Genomic DNA, 20,947 nt, shown 5'->3' on the forward strand with positions numbered 1-20,947 from the left:
GCTAAAATCGCGGAATTGTTACAAACTTTCGTGGAATAATAGTTTTAAACGCTGAATCAAAGCTATTTCCCGCGGAATAACCGAACAAGAGAATAGTAAAGCAATGTGTAAACATTTTCTATCCATACAGCTGTTAAAAATCGCACTAGTAGGGAATAACTAACTAAATCAAATAATGGGATTTAAATGGAAAAACTTTACCTTGAAAGACGTCTGACAACCTGTTAAACTCGTCTATGGAAAGATTGATTGTAAGCATTTACAATTACTATTTAGTTATTAAGGGAGGCTACATCCGTGGATATTCTTCTAGGGTTATTGGCAATCGTTGTCGTCCTCGGACTAGCATTTTTGATGTCTAATGATAAAAAGAATGTTAATTATAAAGGCATCGTAATTATGTTGGTTTTACAGATCGTGACAACTTGGTTTATGTTCACAACACAAATAGGTCAATCCGTTATAAATGGTATTTCGGCAGGGTTTAATAAGTTAATTGAATTTGGAAGTGAAGGAATAGGCTTTGTAGTAGGTGGAGTAGAGGTTGGAGAAGGTGGCGTTTTCTTCTTTGATGTCTTATTACTAATTATCTTTTTTGCTACTATCCTATCAGTGCTTACTTATTTAAAAATACTACCGCCTATTATTAAATATTTAGGTTGGGCTATTTCAAAAGTTACAGGATTACCAAAAGTAGAATCCTTTAATGCTGTTAACAGTATCTTTTTTGGCCAATCCGAAGCATTAATAGCAATCAAATCTCAGTTTCACCATTTAGATAACAACCGTTTATATGTTGTAAGTGCTTCAGCAATGGGTTCGGTGTCAGCATCTATTGTCGGTGCATACTTACAGATGATCCCACCACAATATGTATTAGTAGCTTTACCACTTAATATGTTTAGTGCACTAATGATTGCGTCTATCATTGCACCTGTAAAAGTTTCTCCAGAAGAAGATCATGTAGATGTTAAGAATGTTTCTGAGGATAAAAGTATTTTTGAGGCTATGGGTAATGGAGCTTTAGAAGGTGGAAAAATTGCACTAATTGTTGCTGCTATGCTAATAGCATTTATTGCATCCTTGGAATTAGTAAACTGGTTGATCCAATTTGTTGCTGCAGGTGTAACACTTCAAGAAATTCTAGGTTACGTTATCGCACCAATTGGAATGTTAATGGGTATTGCTCCTAGTGAAGTTATTGAGGCTGGTTCTGTAATGGGAACTAAAATTGTTACAAATGAATTTGTAGCAATGCTTGACTTCCAAACAATGCTTGATGATATGTCAGAGAAAACAATAGGAATTGTATCCGTGTTTCTAACAAGTTTTGCTAACTTCTCATCCATTGGGATTATTGCAGGTACTGTTAAAGGAATTGATAGTGATAAGGCTGGAACCGTTTCAGGATTTGGTATGAAACTTCTTACCGGTGCCACTTTAGCATCCATCCTTTCAGCAACTGTAGTAGGAATCTTTTTATAAAAGGAATAAAAACTCACCTGCATTTTTTATGATGCTGGTGAGTTTTCTTCTATTGCGACGTATTTCTTTTGCAAATATAGTAATCGAAAGAGTAATGCTATGGCTCCACAACTCAAGCCGACAATAATACCAACCCAATAACCAAATGGTTCTAGTGCCGTATAGTTTGCTAACAACCAGCCAGTTGGCAAGCCAATAATCCAATAAGAGATGAATGCCATGATGAGTGTAATATTAACATCTTTATAGCCACGTAATGCACCTTGGATAGGTGCGCCAAATGCATCAGCTAATTGGAAAAATATTGCATAATATATAAAGTGTTTTGTGAGTTTAATTACTTCTGGATTGGAGTTATAAAGTGCCGCTACCATGTCGTTAAAGACATACAACACTAACCCTGCAAAAATAGCGATGAATAACCCACCACTAATTCCGATATATCCGTAGGTTCGGGCATGTGAGTATCTTTTGGCACCCATTTCAAAGCCAATTACAATCGTTAAGGCCATTCCAACACTTAAAGGAATCATATAAAGTAAGGATGCAAAATTGATTGCTGCTTGGTGTGCAGCTATTGTATAAGTGCTGTACACACTCATTAATAATGTCACAGCAGAAAAAATGCTCGTTTCAAAAAAGATGGCAAAACCAATTGGTATTCCAATTCTCAATTGTTCCCACCAAGCCTTTAATGAAGGTAAAACCCAGCCCGTAAAGATACCAAAACTGCTGAATGGGCGAATTTTGTATACTACTCCAAATGCAATCACACATACTAACCAGTAGGTTAATGCTGTTGCGATTCCGGAGCCGATTCCTCCATATGCAGGAACGCCAAATTTACCAAAAATGAATATATAATTAAAGACTATATTTAACGGTAAGGATACCAGGATTATAATCATGGAAATACGTGTTTGACCAAGTGCATCAATAAAACAACGTAATGTATTGAATACAAATAAAGGTATAATTCCAGTACTAAGTGCTATTAAATAATATTTAGCAGTGTGTCTTACTTCCGCTTCTAAGTCCATTGCATGTAAGATAGGATTAAGTGTAAACCCACCTATTAGAATGACAATAACCGCCAAGGCAATCCCTAAGTAAATACCTTGCTGAACCTTTTTGGGAACATCCTCTTTTGACTTTGAACCGATTAAGTGAGCAATAATAGGGGTAATGGCTAAAAGAACACCATTTACTCCCGTGAAAATCGGCACCCAAAGACTTGAACCAATTGCTACACCTGCTAAGTCTTCTGCACCAGCGCGACCGGACATAACGGTGTCAAAGAAATTCATTAGATACATGCTAACTTGTGTAATCAGGATAGGTATAAGAATGATTGTAAAAAGTTTTAGTTTTTCTTTTGTTGTGGATGTTTCATACATAATTCTCTTCCTTTTTCGATATTTTTTTATTACACTTTAACAAGGAACTTAGCTAAGTTTCTAAAAAGGTTGAGTATATTTAATTTAGCCATAAAAACTATTATACCGATTAAAACCGGATAACGATAGAAAGGAAGTTTATTTGATGCAAAAGAAGCGTATTCTTTTCACTGGTGGTGGCACAGCAGGCCACGTCATTGTTAATCTTGCACTAATTCCCGTTTTTCAGCGTGAAGGATGGGAAGTTGATTACATAGGATCGAAAAATGGTATTGAACGAAAATTAATTAGTCAGCTTGATGAAGTAACTTATTATCCAATTTCAACAGGAAAATTGCGACGTTATATGTCCAAGGAGAATTTGAAAGATCCATTTAAAGTTTTAAAAGGCACAGCACAAGCATGGCGCATTATAGGTAAACGCAAGCCATCTATTATATTTTCAAAAGGTGGCTTTGTTTCCGTACCTGTAGTTTTGGCTGGGAAAATGCGGGGTATTCCATCTGTTATCCATGAATCAGATTTCACTCCAGGTCTTGCAAATAAAATCTCAACTCCATTCACACAAAAAGTTTTAGCAACGTTTCCAGAAACGATGGATTATTTGCCTAAGAAGAAAGCAGAATACGTTGGGGCAGTTATCCGTGATGAACTATTTCAAGGCAGTAGAAAAAAAGGATTGGAAATGTGTGGTTTTACCGATCCAAAACCTGTTCTACTTATTATGGGTGGTAGTGGCGGATCCGAAAAAATTAACGAAACTGTAAGAAATAGTCTAGATCAATTACTGACTGAATTTCATGTTATTCATATTTGTGGAACTGGTAAAATTGATGAAACGATTGAACGTAAAGGCTATAAACAATTTGAATATGTAGACGAGGAATTAAAAGACCTCTTTGCCGCAACTGATTATGTGTTATCCAGAGCAGGTGCGAATGCCATATTCGAATTCTTAGCTTTACGTAAACCGATGCTTCTTATCCCGTTGTCAAAAGGGGCAAGTAGAGGTGACCAAATTATAAATGCAAAATCATTTATGGAAAAAAGATATGCACGTGTTATGCAGGAAGAAAATTTAGCAGTGGAAAGCCTTATGAATGAAGTTTTTGAGTTGAAAAACAATGGCTCATTAATGAGTATTAATATGGAAAGTTACAAGAGTGAAAAGGCAAAAGAACGAGTTATTGAAATTATAATGGAAACCAAAAAATAGGAGAGAAAATTTGTTTTTAAATAAAAATCTCCTCTGGACAACATGCCAGAAGAGATTTTCTGATTTTTAATAGCTGTGTAAGCCAAAAGAGATAGGCTCCATTCTAATCTTCCATAACCTATAAGTCTCATCTTCTTTAAAATGAGCTAATTGGTTAGCTAACACAGTTTGTAACTTTGTTTCGGTATAATTGAGAAATTCTACATTCCTTGTTCCTCCATATTTCAAGTTAGTTCAAATGATGAATAGTCCACATGTTGAACTATTATGAGTAACCATTTTGAAAAACGTGCAATAATGAAACCAATAAATGCAAGTTTAAATAATTAGTTCGCAGATTTAGAGTAATATAGAGTATTTTGGATAATATAAACGATATAAGTCTTCTATATTTACTAATTGCTATATAGCCATAGATATCACTGCATTTTCGCTCTTTAGTATATTTGAGTAAATATACTATTTTCGATAAACTTATGAGTATTGCAAGATAAAGTGTTCAAGAATAATTTCATTTTCATACCCCATAAATGAAATTATTGTCCTCTTTTAATACTTGTTTAAGATTTCTGCGATCTGCCTAAATACATATGGCGCTCAAATCATGGGAGCAAAAAGTAAGACACTTCTACCCGTTTACTAGTGTGAATTGATAATAATTTTATGAAAAAGGAGTAAGGTATAATATGAAGAAATTAATATTTTTATTTTCTGCTGCAATTTTAGTAGTACTTTCTGCATGTGGTGGGGATGCTGGATCAGAAGGAGAAATTGATACCATCATTTTGGCTGATGCTGGATGGGATAGTATACGTGTCCACAATAGCATTGCCCAAAAAATTATAGAAGAAGGATATGGATATGATACTGAAGTAACCTCTGGCTCTACTCCAGCTACTATTCAGGGGCTTAGAGATGGAGATATCAATGTTTACATGGAAGTTTGGACAGACAATGTAAAGCAAGCTTATGAAGAAGCCATCGAGGCTGGAGACTTTGAAAAAGTTTCTGTGAACTTTGATGATAATGAACAAGGTCTTTATGTTCCAACATATGTTATGGAGGGTGACGAGGAACGTGGTATTGAACCAATTGCACCTGATTTAAGAACAGTTGAGGATTTAAAAAAATATCCAGAAATATTTGAAGACCCTGAAGACCCAGGACGTGGAAGGATTATTAATGCACCAAGTGGTTGGGCTGTAAAAGAAGACATTGATACAAAGTTTGACGTATACGGCTTAGATGAAACAATGAATAACTTTATGCCTGGTTCAGATGCTGCGATTGTTGCTGATCTTACGGATGCTTATAATGCAGGTGAAGCCTGGGTCGGCTACTACTGGTCACCGACGGGGGTAACTGCTAGGTATGACATGACATTATTAGAAGAACCGGAATATGATGAAGAGATATGGGACGAATCTAAAGCAACAGAATTTCCACCAAATGATGTGGTCGTAGCAGTTCATAAAGATTTGCCAGATCAAGCATCTGAGGTAGTTGATTTTTTAAGTAACTATGAAACAAGTAGTGAACTTACAGAAGAAGCATTAGACTACATGAATGAGAATGATGCTTCGCCTGATGATGCTGCCATCTGGTGGATGAACGAACATGAAGATCTTTGGTCTGGATGGGTGCCTGATGAAGTAGCTGAAAAAGTAAAAGATTCTATGTAAGTGAAACGGCGAGGTTAGTCGATCTTCCTTTTGGAAACATACCCCTTCATAGGGGTATGTTGATGTTGGATCGTGATCCTGCTTTTAGTCGGCCTTCCGCCTTCTTATACTAAGCGAATCGATATTTACTTATCGTAAGGAGGCAATGGAAGCCCACTAGCAGCACGGCCGTTGGAACTGGACGTTGCTTATCCAGTCGTTTACTTATGCGAAGGGATTGCTCTTCGTCATGTATAACCAAAAGTATAAGCAGCTAGCCATCGGTTAGCTGCTTTTATAAACTAACAATATAGAAAAGAGAGGTGAAACGGCTGCAACATTGCAGTCTGCCCATGGGAGGATTTCCTGATATACAAACAAGACTAGGTGATTATGTTGACCAATTTGTCAGCTTTCTGGATACAACGTTCGAAGTGTTTTTTGAGTTAATATTCTTTATTTCATCGCGAACAATCAATGGAATTGAAGACTTTTTAGTTTGGATGCCGTGGTGGCTCTTTATATTATTGATCTTTCTATTAGGTTGGTATTTTAAGTCCGTACTTTCTGGAGTAATGTATGGATTGTTTATCTTTTTAATAGGTACATTTGGGTTGTGGGAAGATATGATGACAACCATTGCGATTATTTTAACAGCTGTTATCATTTGTTTAGCAATAGGTATCCCTGTAGGTGTTTGGATGGCGTTTAATAAAGGGTTCTCTAATATAATGCGACCATTACTGGATGCGATGCAAACAATGCCAAGTTTCGTTTATTTGATTCCGGCAATTTTCTTCTTTGGACTAGGAAATGTTTCAGCGATATTTGCGACATTAATTTATGCACTGCCTCCTGTAATTCGTTTAACGGAACTAGCTATTCGCGGTGTGGATCGAGAAGTAATCGAATCGGCTCAATCATTTGGATCATCGAGATGGCAAATGTTAAGGAAAGTGCAATTACCACAAGCTTTACCGACTATTATGGCTGGGGTTAACCAAACAACGATGATGGCCCTTGCGATGGTAGTTATTGCTTCTATGGTTGGTGCATCAGGGTTAGGTGAACAAGTCCTTGTTTCCATTAACCGTATTGATATAGCATTAGGGTTTGAGGCAGGAATTAGTATTGTATTTTTAGCTATAATAATTGACCGGGTCACAAATGGTGTAGCAGATAAATTTCAAAAGCATAGGGGGGTGAGCTAATGACAACCAAAATTAAACTAGAACACGTCTCAAAAATTTTTGGGCCTAAACCAAAATCGATTATACCGATGATTAAGCAAGGTAAGTCGAAAGAGGAAATTTTAGAGGAAACTGACCATACTGTAGGTGTATATGATGCATCTTTGGATATAAAAAAAGGGGAAGTCTTTGTTATTATGGGCTTGTCAGGAAGCGGAAAGTCCACGTTAATTCGTTGTTTTAATTTGCTTAATAAACCAACTGATGGATCAATTTATATTGATGATGAAGATATCGTGTCCTTTAATCCAGCTCAGCTAAAAAAAGTAAGACAAGAAAAAGTTGCGATGGTGTTTCAGCATTTTGGCTTGTTTAGTCATCGAACGATTCTTGGAAACGTAGAATACGGATTAGAAATCCGTAATGTATCGAAAGAAGAACGACATGATATCGCCATGAAAAACATAGAGATTGTTGGTTTGAAAGGATATGAAGATAAGTTTCCTGATGAGCTTTCAGGTGGAATGCAACAACGGGTAGGGTTAGCACGTGCACTTGCAAATGACCCTGATATTTTATTAATGGATGAACCCTTCAGTGCTCTTGATCCACTTATTCGCCGGGAAATGCAATTAGAGTTATTGGATATCCAGGAACGGTTACAGAAAACAATAGTTTTTATTACGCACGATGTAAATGAAGCATTTAAAATAGGTGATCGTGTAGCAGTGATGAAGGATGGGAAGGTTGTTCAGGTAGGTACACCTGAAGAAATTATTGAAGCACCAGCGAACAACTATATTTCTGATTTTATTAAGGATATTGATCGATCAAAAATCTTTCAAGCAGAACATGTCATGATCAAGCCAAATGCCTTAGTCTCTATTAAAGATGGCTTACATGTGGCAGTTAAGGAAATGGAAGAGAATGGTATATCCAGTGTGTTTGTTGTTGACCGCGGTCGTCATCTGAAAGGAATTGTTACGATTGACGATGCTATTAAAGGCATTAAAGAGAAGAAGCCACTAGAAGATGTGCTTCGTCATGATGTAACTACGGTAAAGCAGGATGAATATGTAAGTGATCTAATACCTAAAGCATTAGAATCCAGTTTTCCTTTAGCTGTATTAAACGATGATGAAAAAGTGGTAGGCTTTATCCTTCGCGTTCATGTATTATCTGGTTTAGTGTCAGATGATGTGAATGAAAGTGAAGAATATCATGGCTAACAGTAGCCTTATAAGATAAGAACAAGAACGTTCTGTAAGTGAAACAGAACGTTAGATAAAAAACCGACCTTATAAAAGGTTGGTTTTTTATAGCCTTACCAGGAAATTATAAAATTAGGAGCCAGTGGTTAATTTATTAATTGTGTAAGCCATGTCCAGCATCGACGTATAGGACAAGGAATGCTTCCCTAAAAACAATCGCACGTAGAAAAAGTGCTTTTCTTTTCAAGGACGTGGCGAACTTAGCCTGTCAGAGCGTTTCTAGCTTTTGTTCTCTTATTGAGTAGTTCCTTGCCGCAGAATTCTGACATTCACCTCAAAATCCACGTTTATGTTGGGAAATTTTTCTCTCCACTCATCTTCCTTCATTGTGCCACTTGCTGTATGTGATTTATATAATTTTCCATATCCAAACGGGTCTGACTTCAATGATTGTAATTGCTCTAAAAGAATTTTAAATTCTTGTTTTAGTAGATAGGAAAGTATAAAACTTTCTTATCTACATAAGTGCAACTAAGGCTTTCACCATTAAGGCTTGGTGATAAGCCAAGTTTTCTAAGATTCTGTCTGGTAATTTATATAAAACAAAGCTATTTTTTTTTGTTGATGTTCATATGTTGAAAAAATCAGATCTTCATTATTTTCAAATTTATTTTTCATTAACTTTTCTAATTCATCTATTTTCAACGGAAAAATATTACCGGTTTTACCTGTCCATTGGCTTTTTTTCCTCATATAAACCTCTCCATTTCCGGCATTAGCGACTAGTCAACTGCCCACCCTATAACTCCGATAAGTCAAACAAAAAAAGCATTTTGGTCAGGTCAGTCCAGTCCATACATCGCCTAACAGATGCTTGGGGCTTTTGTAGTTAGTATGTGAAAATAACCTAAAAATATTAGAAAATCAGCTTATCACCAAACCTTAATGGCATAAAGCTAAATTGGACTAATGTAGATTTATATGCTTCTTATCTACTAAAAAAACTACCACAATAAGTTTTGTGGTAGTTAATATTGCAATTCTATTTACCTTTGGTTACGACATCAACTTTCCCTGTTCCTGGATCAATCACTAAACCATGAACTTTCACCTCTGGTGGAAGGAGTGGGTGATTACGAATAATTGAAACACTTTGTTGCACGGATTCTTCGACAGTATCAAATCCGTGAAATTCGTCCTGAAAGTTAATACCCGCATTCTCTAATGTTTGTAGTGTTTCTTTTTTAATGCCTTTTTCAGCCATTTTTCCGATTAAATGCTTAGGGTCAACATGTGACATTCCACAGTCATGATGACCGATTACAGTTACTTCTTCTGCCTGTAGCTCATAGACAGCTACTAAAATACTTTTCATAATGCTATCAAATGGTTTTCGGATGATAGCCCCTGCGTTTTTCAGCATCTTAACATCGCCATTTTGAATATTAAGTGACCTAGGCAGCAACTCAACTAAACGTGATTCCATACATGTAAATATAACCATGCGTTTGTTTGGAATACTATTTGTTTTGTAAGCTTCATAATTTTTCCCTTCAACAAATTGCTTGTTATACGCTAACATTTCTTCAAGGTACATGTAATCAACTCCTTACGTAAAATATAGCAGTTTTAAAATAAATCTGCACCTGTTAGCTAAAAAAACATATTAATGGGTGATAAGAATCACCTGTTAATATGTTAAAACATGTCTATAGACTCATTTTTTAGAAAATTCATTGTTGTATTTTATCGAATCATGTATGATTAATAAAAAACAAAGGGTGTGATTTAAATGGGAGAAATAGTCCGTTATTGTAGACTATGTGAGAAACAAATGGAATCTAGCCCGTTTATGATGTGTACAACGTGTCTTGTGGAAAGTGATAGAGTCCGCAACTATGTTATAAAACACCCACAAGTTTCCCTTGAAGAGATTTCTTTATCTACAAATGTACCCTATGAAAAAGTAGAAAATATGATTAAATTAAATAAAAGAGTGACACGACAACAAATTAAACTATCCTAGAGAACCACTAGGAGGGAGAATAACTCTTTATTGAGTTATTCTCTTTTTAGGTAGTAAGGAAAGTTTAGAGCGAAAGTTATGTATATTTATCTACAGAACCTGCCACGCCCTAGCTCCAGCGCCTAGACACTCGGGCATAAGCAGTTTAGCTCTGTGTGGAAAGGACACATCACACTACGCGATCTGCTTATGCTTTTGTACGTTTTATAAACGAGCAAACCGCTTAACCGATAATGAACAAGCAATTAGTCATGCGACCATCTTTCAGGTAGGAACAGATAACTATTTTGTTAATGAGCAAGTTTCGTTACAAGGAAAACGTGTTGTTGAGGACAATAATACCGTTTAATTTGGTTACCGTATTCCGGAACCTGGCATTCGTTGGATTTATTTGGTACTTCGGATCATTTTCACTAGAACCCAGCAGTATTATATCGATTGGAATGCTTTATGCGTTTGTCGACTATTTAACACGTTTATTTGAACCTGTCACAGACATTGTCAATCAATTGCCATTAATTGAGAAAGCACGCGTTGCGGGAAGCCGTGTATTTGAGTTAATGGATCATGATGGAGAGCAAGTCAATGCTTAATCGCTTTATTGAGAAATTGCCTAATGGATACGATGAAAAAGTCACAGAAGGTGGCAGCACATTTTCACTAGGTGAACGCCAACTAATATCGTTTGCCCGTGCCCTTGCATTTGATCCTGCTATTCTTATTTTAGACGAAGCAACAGCTAATATTGATATAGAAAGAATTATACAACGTGCTTTAGATGTACTGAAAAAAGGGCGAACGACACTTGTAATCGCACACCGCTTATCAACTATTCAGCAAGCTGATACAATTTTCGTGCTAGATCATGGTAAAATAAAAGAACAAGGGAATCATGAACAGCTTATAGACGAAAAAGGCCTTTATTTTCAAATGTATCAGATGCAAAAGGGTAGCATAAAAAAAGCAGCAGTTTAATAGGAATTTGCGGGGTGTCATATGGATAAAAAAGAACAAAAGAATGATGATATAATTGATGATGATCTATATGAGGAACTAGATGAGGAAGAGATGCGTGACCTAGTACACCAAGGTCGTCAACAGGTATTAGATCGTGCTAAAGAGGAACGTGAGCCTAAACCAAAACGTCCGTTTCCTAAGTGGGCATTTTGGCTCATTGCGTTTGCGATGGTCTTTAATATAGTTGCGTTGTTACCACAAACATTCTCCATTCCTGCAATTGATTTTTTGATAACATCAGCTAAATTATCTACTCAAGATGATATAAAAGCTTATAAAAAATCAGTAGTAGTAGTTGAAACAGAAGATGGCAGAGGAACTGGTTTTTCCATTTCGAGTGATGGAACCATATTGACCAATCACCATGTAATAGAAGGAGAAGATACGGTAACAGTAGCCTTTCCAGATAATGGACTATTCTCAGCAGATGTAGTTGAAACGCATCCGTCTGTTGATTTGGCAGTTTTAGAAGTAGAGGAGGAAGGTTTACCTTATTTAGATTTAGCGGAACAAACTACCTTTGAACAGGGTGAGCCGATTAACTTTATTGGAAATCCCCTCCGATTTAATGGAATTGCAAATGAAGGAACGATTATTGATTATACACAACTAGATAGTTGGGATGAACATGTACTCATGATTAAAGCACCTGTATATCGAGGTAATAGTGGTAGCCCTATTATAAATCAGGACGGTAAGGTTATTGGGGTAGTTTTTGCCACATTAAATCATGATTCAGAAGGAAAAGTAGGTTTATTTGTACCAATAGATTATTATTATAACTATTTTAATCAGTGAGATAGCGCGTGCTGTCTCATTTATTTGTAAATTCTATGATACATTTTAGGATTTTTGTCGATATATAAAATAAAAAGTAATTAATATTTAAAGAAACTGTAATTATTTTGATGTGGCAACACTTGTTTCAGTGCGTTATTATAATATTGTTGATAGAAAACTAAACAATTGTAACGTTAAAATAAAAGGCTATTTTCGCACGCATAGTTGCTTTTTCACTTTCATACTTGATATAAACTGCGACGTAACTTGATGTGACGGTTAACCTAACGCTACGGAAATACACTTCGCTTTCCGTGGGCGGCTGATGAGCCTCCTCGAGCTAACGCTCTGCGGGGTCTCAACTAGGCCTCTGCTCCCACAGGAGTCTACGTGTATTTCCTCCGCTGTTATTTCCGTTACTGTCGTGGGACTGTATCTGTATTGATAAAACACCTTACCAGTTTGGGTGAGCGGAGGGCGGTGACTCCTTGAAAATATAAACCAATTTTCTGCGTGCGATGTAACGCTGTCGAAGCTCTCCTTGTCCTGCGGGAACAGCACGTGTCCGAAGACCCCGCTTAGATGCGCCTGCGTCTTCTAGTAACGCTTCGAAGTATGCTTCCTCAGCGCAAGGGAACGAAGAAGATGATTCAAGTGGTACCTGGCTGAGGCCGTGCCCGCGGAAAGCATCCGTCCGTAGCGATCCCGGACGGCGGCAATAGAAGTAAGCCTAAAGTTACGTCGCAGTCTATATCTATTGTGACAAAAACAACAATCTTTTAGAAAATAGCCAAATAAAAATAAGAGACGGTGATTTCGTCATGACTTATAATATATATGTAGTAAACTTAAAACTCACACCCAAAAAGAACTTTTTAAAAACGAACTTTATAGTGGCTGGAGGTGTTAGAGATTGATGATCAGTCAGTCACTAAAAGACACTTCCCTTGAAGAAATGATTGCAGCTGTTCAACAAGGAGATCACGTTGTACAGAACTATCTTTTAAAGACGTATCAGCCATTTATTGCCAAGTGTGTGTCCGAGGTATGCAAACGTTATATAAATCCAAAAACAGACGATGAATTTAGTATTGGATTGTCTGCATTTAATGAAGCAATGCTAACCTATTCACCTGACAAAGGAAGTTCATTTCTATCTTTTGCCAAGCTTGTTGTGAAGCGGAAAGTTATCGACTACATTAGATTCATGCAAAAATACCCAGTCGCTGTTTCATTTGATGAGACCTATGATGAGGAACGAATGGAGAATCCTACTGAGGTAGTTGCGGCTAATGAGATTTACCAACAGGAACAAGATACGTGGCACCGCAGAGATGAAATTATGGATTTTAAAGAAAAATTACGTTTGTATAAATTAACGTTGCCTGAATTAACAGAAGTATCTCCAAAACATAAAGATGCACGAGAGTCTGCTATTCATACGGCCAGAATTCTGTTTAATGATGAACAACTAAGAGAAATTGTGCTAAGGAAGAGAAAACTTCCCATTAAAGAGTTAGTCAAAAAAGTAGACGTAAGTAAGAAAACGTTAGAACGGAACAGGAAATTTATCTTGGCGATTTTTGTTATTCTCAATGAAGATTATGTTTATCTGAAGGATTATTTGAAGGGGGTGGGTTAGTGAAAAAGGGAATTGTGATGGAACAGCATCGTCGTTATACCGTTATGATGACTAAAGACGGTGCTTTTCAAAAAGCGAATCCTATTACTGATGCAGAAATAGGTGCGGAAGTTTCTTATGAACCGGTGGATCGTTCAGTATTATTTCTGCCTACATGGAAACAGATCAGTGCTCCAATGCGGGTAGTAGCGATGGCTTGTGTATTATTATTATTTGTCATGCCATTTTTGTTCATAAACAACAGTCATACATATGCTTATGTAAATATCGATATTAATCCAAGTGTGGAACTCGAAATTGATAAATCATTACATGTCCAATCCATTCAACCACTAAACGATGATGCATCTGAGATGATGAACCGGCTAGAAGAATATGAAGGTAAAAATGTAGAACATATTATAACAACAATTATGGAGGAAAGTGAAGGAGCAGGCTTTCTGGAAAATGGTAAAAATATACTTGTTGGAATAAGCTATGCAAAAGAAAATGCAAACGACGATTCGGTACTTATTAATATAGAGAAGTATCTAGTTGATCATCAGCCAGACTGGGAAATAGCTACGTTCCAAGTACCGACAAATGTTAGAAAAATGGCCAGACAAGAAAAAAAATCAATGAATGAATTGATGGCAGCTTCTATTTTAGAAAAAGATGAAGATATAAATGATGAAACATCTAAAGATGAAGAGCCAATGAATGATGAAGATAAAGCAATTATTAATTCTTTTTACGACGATAATCAAAATCATTCTGAGGCCGAAGATACGATTGAAGATTCAAGCGCAGTTGAAAAGAAGGAACAGTCTTCTTCTGATGAAGATAAAGAACCAGATGATAACCAAGAGACTGTTCATCCTAGCGAGTTAAAAGGTGAAAATGGTGGGATTAACTCTAATGGGAGAAATAACGGTAATAATGGAAAAGGAAATAAAGCAAGACATTATGATAACGATGGTAAAGATAATAAACAGTATAAAGATAATAAGGGAAATATGGAAAGTAAGGAAAACAAAGAGATTAATGGTAATAAGGGAAACAATGGAAATAATGACAATAAAAATAACAGCGCCGACAAAAAACACAATAATGGAAAACACAACGCCGATAAAAATCGTAACGATGGAAAAAATAACAATGGTAATGGAAATCGTAATTAAATGCGTCAGCATGAAGAAGCTCACCAGTAGCCTAAGGTGCGCGAAATGTATTTCCAGAGCGGTAAGTTATGTCGTAGTTTACATCAACTATGAAGAAAAAGTAATAATGCGTGTAAAAACAAAGGGATACACCAACAGGTGTATCCCTTTTGTTATACTTCCATTGCAACAGCTGGAAGGTGTTTCATGGCATGGTCAATATAGTAAAGAAGGTTATCGTGACATTCGAATATCTTTGCTTGGTCAAGTGAGTAATGATAAGCGTGTAAAAAGTTTTGAATTTTTTTGGATAACACGTCATCATTTGTTCGAACCATTAACACAAGTAAGTCGTCCCACTGTCCCCATAACGTGAAATATAACGCTTTGTCGTAATCTGGAATATCCATTTATTCCCCTCCTTAAATAAAGGGTCATTTTAAGTTTCCCCACTTTATATATATATTTTCTGAAACATAAATGGTGTGAATGTCAAAAAAAGGTTTATGTGATGATTTGAATAAAAATAAGCGACGGTAACATACTAAAATCAAAATAATGAGGAGGATTAAAATATAATGAAATGGAAATATCTTAGTATCGTAACCGTAGCTGCAATAACTTTGATTGGATGCCAAGCAGGAGATGAAGAAGGACAGAATGGAAATAACACTGACAATGTGGAACAAACAAGATATAATACAAACACCGATGATACAAACAGAAACGATAATAACGCAGATGACATGAGAAACAATGATTTTACAATGGATCGAGATAATGAAACAGGTAACCGTAATAACATGAACAATAATAATAACAACAATAATAATGATAACGAAACTCGGCAGAACAGGTATGATGTTGCAGATGAAGCTGCAGAGCGTATAACAGACAGAGTTAATGGTATTGACCAAGCATATGTATTAACTACAGATGAAAATGCTTATGTTGCCGCTGTTTTAGACACTAACAACAATAATAATGGAACTAACAACAATGGCACTAACGGTATGACCGGAAACAATAATAACAACAATAACAATAACAATAATACGAATAACATTACGAATGGTAATGAGGGTAACGAGTTAACAGATGAAGTTAAAGAAGAGATTGCTGATATTGTAAAATCTGTTGATGCAGATATCGATAATGTTTATGTTTCCACCAACCCAGATTTTGTTGATCTAACAAATAACTACGTAGATGATACAAATAATGGTGAGCCGATTGAAGGATTTTTTGATCAAATGGGGAATATGATTGAACGACTATTCCCACAAAATAGGTAACTATTACTATCAATAAAACGAGTAACTCATGTCCCTGAGTGCTCGTTTATTTTTTTGTAAAAATGTGCAACATATGATATACTTCATCATATAATTCATAGTAATCATAGTAAAAAACTATGATTTAATAAACGGCATGGAGTTGACTTAAATGGGACGTGAATTTCTTGATTTATTTGATAATTGGGCAACAACATATGACGATAGTGTAGCTGGTCAAGATCCGCAATATCAGGCTGTTTTTGCAAATTATGAAGTTATTTTAAATAAAGTTACCGAAAATTCTTATGGGAATATTCTGGAGTTTGGTGTTGGTACTGGGAATTTAACGGAGAAGCTAATAAATGCTGGTCACCAAGTATTTGGTATTGAACCTTCACAGGCAATGAGAAAAATAGCAGCAGAAAAGCTACCTAACCTTCATTTAATGGAAGGTGATTTTATTTCCTTTCCCAAACCTACACTACCAATTGATACGATTGTAAGTACGTATGCATTCCATCATTTAACAGATGAAGAAAAAGAAGTGGCGATTAAGCAATATGCAGATATGCTACCACAAGCAGGTAAGATTGTTTTTGCTGATACTATGTTTGAGGATGAAGATGTAAAAGAAAAAATCATTGAAGAGGCCAATAAACATCAATTTTATAATTTATCTGAAGACCTAAAACGAGAGTATTATCCAACGAAAGAAGTGTTGCAGAACATTTTCTTAGACCATAACTTTGGTGTATCATTTAAACAAATGAATGATTTTGTTTGGTTAATCATAGCTAATAAAAAGGAATAAAAGCTAAAAGGGGAGATTTACATGGTAAAGAAAATGAATGTAGAAAGTTTTAATCTGGATCATACGAAAGTTAAAGCACCATATGTAAGGTTAGTTGGCGTAACAGAAGGTTCCAATGGTGATAAAGTTTACAAGTACGATATTCGATTTAAACAACCGAATCAAGAACATATGGAAATGGCTGGTCTGCATTCGATTGAACACTTAATGGCAGAGAATATTCGTAACCATATGGATAATGTATTGGACATCGGCCCAATGGGCTGCCAAACAGGCTTTTATTTAGCAATTTTAAATAATGATAATTATGATGAAGTATTAGATACATTAGAAAAGACATTAGAAGATGTCCTTGAAGCTGAAGAAGTTCCTGCATGTAATGAGGTGCAATGTGGCTGGGCTGCTAGCCATAGCCTAGATGGGGCTAAAGAAATAGCTAGAGAAATGTTAGAACATCGAAATGAATGGCACGAAGTCTTTTAAAGAATTTGGGAATATGAGGCGAGGAAATATGGCAATTTACCGTTCAGTTAAAGAATTAATTGGTGGGACTCCTTTGTTTGAGATATCACAATTTCCGTTACCACAAGGGGTTCGTTTGTTTGCAAAGCTGGAATATTATAATCCCGGTGGCAGTGTGAAAGACAGGCTTGGTGTGGAGCTAGTAAATGATGCGTTGAATCGTGGTGTTCTAAAAGAAGGTGGTACCATAATTGAACCAACTGCTGGAAATACTGGGATTGGCTTAGCTTTAGCTGCATTAGATAAAAATATTTCTGTATTATTTTGTATTCCAGAGCATTTTAGTATGGAAAAACAAATAATCATGCAAGCATTAGGAGCACAAATTGTTCATACTCCTAGAGAAACGGGCATGATTGGAGCTATCGAAAAAACCAATCAATTGTTAAAGGAGATTCCAAACAGTTTTTCACCTCAGCAGTTTGCAAACCCCGCAAATCCAAATGCGTACTACAAAACGATGGCACCAGAAATTTGGACTGATTTAAATGGGGGAATAGATGTATTTGTTGCTGGTGCTGGAACTGGTGGTACGTTTATGGGGAGTGCACGTTACTTGAAGGAAAAAAATCCAGCAGTCAAAACAGTGATTGTTGAACCAGTTGGATCCATCATTGCTGGCGGTGAGCCTGGACCACATAAAACGGAAGGTATTGGTATGGAATTTTTACCGGAATATATGGATCGTTCTTATATGGATGCCATTCATACCGTTTCTGATGACCATGCATTTAAAATGGTAAAACAATTAGCTGAAAAAGAAGGACTTCTTGTTGGGAGCTCCTCTGGTTCAGCAATGTATGCAGCTTTGCAAGAAGCCAAAAACGCTGAGCCAGGAGAAACACTTGTAACGGTTTTTCCTGATGGTAGTGATCGATATTTAAGTAAAAATATTTACGCTGATGTAACGTAAAATAGATACTTAACATGAAGGAGAATTTATATGCGAGCAAAAACAAAAATGATTCATGGTGGAATTACTGGGGATGAACAAACTGGTGCTGTATCTGTACCGATATATCAAGTGAGCACGTATAAACAAGACCATGTTGGTGAGCACCGTGGCTATGAATATTCACGAACTGGAAATCCAACAAGACACGCTTTAGAACAAGTGATTGCAGATTTAGAAAATGGAGCATCGGGATTTGCATTTGGTTCAGGGATGGCAGCCATAACCTCAGTTATGATGCTTCTTGATGCAGATGATCATGTTGTCATGACTGACGATGTGTATGGTGGTACGTATCGTTTAATGACAAGTGTTTTAAATCGATTTAACCTAGATCACACATATGTGGATACAAGTTATCCAGAAAAAGTGGAAGCAGCTATTACAGAACGTACGAAAGCATTATATATTGAAACACCTACAAATCCATTATTAAAAATAACGGATATTAAGAAGATGACAGAAATTGCAAAAAAACACGATTTACTCTTAATTGTTGATAATACGTTTGCTACTCCATATTGGCAACAACCACTAGACCTTGGGGCAGATATCGTATTACACAGTGCAACGAAATATATCGGTGGTCATAGTGATGTAGTAGCTGGACTTGTAGTAGTTAATGCAACAGATCTGGCTAAACAAATTCATTTCATTCAAAATTCAGTTGGTGGTGTATTAGGGCCGCAGGATTCCTGGTTGTTAATGCGTGGAATAAAGACGCTTGCATTACGGATGGAAGCAATTGAGAAAAACGCACACAACATCGTAGAATTTTTACAGGCTCATGATAAGGTATCAACGATCTATTATCCTGGTATGGAAAATCATCATGGTCACGATATCGCAAAGCAACAAGCTACCGGATTTGGGGGAATGATATCGTTTGATGTTGGTAGTGGCGAACGAGCAGATGAAGTGTTAGACCGGGTTCGTTATTTTACACTAGCTGAAAGTTTAGGAGCAGTTGAAAGTTTAATTTCAGTACCTGCTAAAATGACGCATGCTTCTATTCCACCCGAAAGAAGAGCTGAACTTGGTATTACAGATGGTTTGATCAGGGTTTCAGTTGGAATTGAGGATAGTGCAGATTTAATAGAAGATTTGGCAGAAGCTTTAAAATAGGGAGGGACGGCTGTTACTGGCCGTCCTTTTTCTTATCGGCTACGTGAAATTTATGATATGCTAATAGAAATAAATGATGTATGGAGGAAATGAATATGAGCGAAAACGTATTGAATTATTTAGCTGAAAACCGTGACCAATTGTTACAGAAATTAAATGAGTTTTTAACCATTCCAAGTGTCAGTACCGATCCAGTACATAAAAAAGATATTAAAAAAGCAGCAAATTTTATGGAAGCATACTTAAATGAAATTGGTTTTGATAAAGTAGAACAGCAAGATACTGGTGGACATCCATTGGTATATGCCGAGTATAATCAGGCAGGACCAGACGCGCCGACTGTTTTATTTTATGGACATTATGATGTTCAACCCGTAGATCCATTAGAACTTTGGGATAGTGATCCTTTTAAACCTGAAATACGTAATGGACGATTATATGCAAGAGGTTCAAGTGATGATAAGGGGCAAGTATTTATGCATCTTGCTGTTTTTGAAGCATTCATGAAAACAGAAGGTAAGCTGCCGTTAAATGTTAAAGTGTGTATCGAAGGTGAAGAAGAGATTGGCAGCGAAAATTTATATAAAATTCTTCATGATAAAAAGGAAGCATTTCAAGCAGATTTCGCAGTAATCTCTGACTCAGGAATGGTTGCTAAAAATCAGCCGACGATTCTGTACGGGTTAAAAGGCTTTACAGGAATTGAAATTAACGTCACTGGACCTGATCATGATTTGCATTCTGGAATGTATGGTGGTGCGGTTAAAAATCCGATTATGGCGCTCACACAGATTTTAGCTTCTATGAAAAATGAAGAAGAAGTGATTACAGTAGATGGGTTTTATGATGGAGTAGAGCCATTAGCTGATGAAGAACGCGAATTAATTAAACAGGTAAATGGTGAGGACTATAAGGAAGCAACTGGTATAAACGAAACAGCTTCAGAAAAAGGATATACTGCTAAAGAACACACAATGGCACGACCGACGTTTGAAATAAACGGTATTTATGGTGGTTATCAAGGAGAAGGTACCAAAACAATTATTCCTTCATCCGCTACTGCTAAAATTACATGCCGGCTTGTACCAGGACAAGACCCAACAAATATTCAGCAGTTACTTGTAGATCATGTGAAAAAGCATGCACCAGCGAGTGTTAAAGTTGAAGTAGTTAAAGAGAAGCTTTCGGCTAAAGCATATAAAGTAGAACCAAACCATCCTTTAATTGATAGTGCTGCAAAAAGCTATACCAAAGCTTTTGGTAAAGAGACCGTATATGTGCGGATGGGTGGATCCATTCCAGTTGTTGAATGGATTGAAGATATTTATAAGATGCCAATTGTATTACTAGGCTTTGGTACTCCTGAGGATCGATTACACTCCCCAAATGAAAGCTTTCCATTGGACAGCTTTGATAAAGGGATGGAGACATTGGTTTATTACTGGAATGAAGTCAACAATAAGTAATAAGGATTTTATAAAATTCTCCCTGTACAA

General features: G+C 36.4%; 21 protein-coding genes and 1 pseudogene. 17 read left to right on the forward strand and 5 right to left on the reverse strand.

Translation table 11 applies throughout. The annotated features are described in order from the left end of the window. Positions 1-297: 297 nt before the first annotated feature. Entirely contained in the window at positions 298-1,485 is a 1,188-nt protein-coding gene (locus tag ACFQ3N_RS04090; RefSeq protein WP_390359829.1) for a NupC/NupG family nucleoside CNT transporter, read from the forward strand. A gap of 26 nt (positions 1,486-1,511) precedes the next feature. On the opposite strand, the gene ACFQ3N_RS04095 is transcribed toward ACFQ3N_RS04090, so the two are convergent. Then, a complete protein-coding gene (locus tag ACFQ3N_RS04095; RefSeq protein ID WP_390359831.1) occupies positions 1,512-2,882 on the reverse strand; it encodes an MATE family efflux transporter in 1,371 nt (456 codons plus the stop codon). Between the two features lie 145 nt (positions 2,883-3,027). Here ACFQ3N_RS04095 and ACFQ3N_RS04100 point away from each other — a divergent pair, with 145 nt between their 5' ends. From ACFQ3N_RS04100 to ACFQ3N_RS04115, 4 genes are all read left to right on the forward strand, one after another. Beyond that, a complete protein-coding gene (locus tag ACFQ3N_RS04100; protein ID WP_390359833.1) occupies positions 3,028-4,098 on the forward strand; it encodes an undecaprenyldiphospho-muramoylpentapeptide beta-N-acetylglucosaminyltransferase in 1,071 nt (356 codons plus the stop codon). Positions 4,099-4,784: 686 nt separating this feature from the next. Further along, on the forward strand, positions 4,785-5,780 hold the full coding sequence (locus ACFQ3N_RS04105) for an ABC transporter substrate-binding protein (RefSeq protein WP_390359835.1): 996 nt from the start codon (positions 4,785-4,787) through the stop codon (positions 5,778-5,780). 332 nt (positions 5,781-6,112) lie between these two features. Continuing rightward, positions 6,113-6,970, forward strand: coding sequence for an ABC transporter permease (locus ACFQ3N_RS04110; RefSeq protein ID WP_390359837.1), 858 nt, complete (start codon positions 6,113-6,115; stop codon positions 6,968-6,970). Next, on the forward strand, positions 6,970-8,178 hold the full coding sequence (locus tag ACFQ3N_RS04115; protein ID WP_390359839.1) for a quaternary amine ABC transporter ATP-binding protein: 1,209 nt from the start codon (positions 6,970-6,972) through the stop codon (positions 8,176-8,178). The genes ACFQ3N_RS04110 and ACFQ3N_RS04115 overlap by 1 nt, the downstream gene beginning before the upstream one ends. A gap of 276 nt (positions 8,179-8,454) precedes the next feature. Here the strand turns inward: ACFQ3N_RS04115 and ACFQ3N_RS04120 are convergent, their stop codons facing one another. From ACFQ3N_RS04120 to ACFQ3N_RS04130, 3 genes are all read right to left on the reverse strand, one after another. Beyond that, positions 8,455-8,664: a Ger(x)C family spore germination C-terminal domain-containing protein gene (locus ACFQ3N_RS04120; RefSeq protein ID WP_390359973.1), complete on the reverse strand. Its 210-nt coding sequence runs from the start codon at positions 8,662-8,664 to the stop codon at positions 8,455-8,457. Between the two features lie 69 nt (positions 8,665-8,733). Then, positions 8,734-8,913 carry a hypothetical protein gene (locus tag ACFQ3N_RS04125; RefSeq protein ID WP_390359841.1) on the reverse strand — a complete coding sequence of 60 codons (180 nt, stop codon included), beginning with the start codon at positions 8,911-8,913 and terminating at the stop codon, positions 8,734-8,736. Positions 8,914-9,202: 289 nt separating this feature from the next. After that, complete coding sequence (locus ACFQ3N_RS04130) at positions 9,203-9,757, reverse strand: beta-class carbonic anhydrase (RefSeq protein WP_390359843.1); 555 nt, start codon at positions 9,755-9,757, stop codon at positions 9,203-9,205. A gap of 195 nt (positions 9,758-9,952) precedes the next feature. On the opposite strand from ACFQ3N_RS04130, the gene ACFQ3N_RS04135 reads away from it, so the two are divergent. The 6 genes and pseudogenes from ACFQ3N_RS04135 (at position 9,953) to ACFQ3N_RS04155 (ending at position 14,785) form a co-directional block, all read left to right on the forward strand. Next, on the forward strand, positions 9,953-10,186 hold the full coding sequence (locus ACFQ3N_RS04135; RefSeq protein WP_390359845.1) for a hypothetical protein: 234 nt from the start codon (positions 9,953-9,955) through the stop codon (positions 10,184-10,186). A gap of 293 nt (positions 10,187-10,479) precedes the next feature. Then, positions 10,480-10,779: a hypothetical protein gene (locus ACFQ3N_RS20445; RefSeq protein WP_449369432.1), complete on the forward strand. Its 300-nt coding sequence runs from the start codon at positions 10,480-10,482 to the stop codon at positions 10,777-10,779. Positions 10,780-10,789: 10 nt separating this feature from the next. After that, positions 10,790-11,161: pseudogene (locus ACFQ3N_RS20450) on the forward strand (ATP-binding cassette domain-containing protein); the annotation flags it as partial. 21 nt (positions 11,162-11,182) lie between these two features. After that, entirely contained in the window at positions 11,183-12,001 is an 819-nt protein-coding gene (locus ACFQ3N_RS04145; RefSeq protein ID WP_390359847.1) for a S1C family serine protease, read from the forward strand. A gap of 898 nt (positions 12,002-12,899) precedes the next feature. Further along, the gene (gene sigI, locus ACFQ3N_RS04150) at positions 12,900-13,625 is read left to right on the forward strand and encodes an RNA polymerase sigma factor SigI (protein WP_390359975.1); all 726 of its coding nucleotides are present in this window, start codon (positions 12,900-12,902) and stop codon (positions 13,623-13,625) included. After that, a complete protein-coding gene (locus tag ACFQ3N_RS04155) occupies positions 13,625-14,785 on the forward strand; it encodes an anti-sigma factor domain-containing protein (RefSeq protein WP_390359849.1) in 1,161 nt (386 codons plus the stop codon). The genes sigI and ACFQ3N_RS04155 overlap by 1 nt, the downstream gene beginning before the upstream one ends. A gap of 152 nt (positions 14,786-14,937) precedes the next feature. On the opposite strand, the gene ACFQ3N_RS04160 is transcribed toward ACFQ3N_RS04155, so the two are convergent. Next, positions 14,938-15,174 carry a YhdB family protein gene (locus ACFQ3N_RS04160; RefSeq protein WP_390359851.1) on the reverse strand — a complete coding sequence of 79 codons (237 nt, stop codon included), beginning with the start codon at positions 15,172-15,174 and terminating at the stop codon, positions 14,938-14,940. Positions 15,175-15,342: 168 nt separating this feature from the next. On the opposite strand from ACFQ3N_RS04160, the gene ACFQ3N_RS04165 reads away from it, so the two are divergent. From ACFQ3N_RS04165 to ACFQ3N_RS04190, 6 genes are all read left to right on the forward strand, one after another. Then, positions 15,343-16,059 (forward strand): YhcN/YlaJ family sporulation lipoprotein, encoded by a 717-nt coding sequence (locus tag ACFQ3N_RS04165; RefSeq protein WP_390359853.1) that lies wholly within the window; start codon positions 15,343-15,345, stop codon positions 16,057-16,059. Between the two features lie 151 nt (positions 16,060-16,210). Next, entirely contained in the window at positions 16,211-16,852 is a 642-nt protein-coding gene (locus ACFQ3N_RS04170) for a class I SAM-dependent DNA methyltransferase (protein WP_390359855.1), read from the forward strand. A 21-nt stretch (positions 16,853-16,873) separates the two neighbouring features. After that, entirely contained in the window at positions 16,874-17,335 is a 462-nt protein-coding gene (locus ACFQ3N_RS04175; protein WP_390359857.1) for an S-ribosylhomocysteine lyase, read from the forward strand. Positions 17,336-17,363: 28 nt separating this feature from the next. Continuing rightward, the gene (locus ACFQ3N_RS04180) at positions 17,364-18,287 is read left to right on the forward strand and encodes a PLP-dependent cysteine synthase family protein (protein WP_390359977.1); all 924 of its coding nucleotides are present in this window, start codon (positions 17,364-17,366) and stop codon (positions 18,285-18,287) included. 30 nt (positions 18,288-18,317) lie between these two features. Further along, entirely contained in the window at positions 18,318-19,451 is a 1,134-nt protein-coding gene (locus tag ACFQ3N_RS04185; RefSeq protein ID WP_390359859.1) for a bifunctional cystathionine gamma-lyase/homocysteine desulfhydrase, read from the forward strand. Between the two features lie 95 nt (positions 19,452-19,546). After that, positions 19,547-20,917, forward strand: a complete 1,371-nt coding sequence (locus tag ACFQ3N_RS04190; protein WP_390359861.1) for a dipeptidase — start codon at positions 19,547-19,549, stop codon at positions 20,915-20,917. Positions 20,918-20,947 lie beyond the last annotated feature (30 nt).

It is taken from the genome of Virgibacillus byunsanensis, assembly GCF_042675965.1.
GTDB lineage: Bacteria > Bacillota > Bacilli > Bacillales > Amphibacillaceae > Virgibacillus_R > Virgibacillus_R byunsanensis.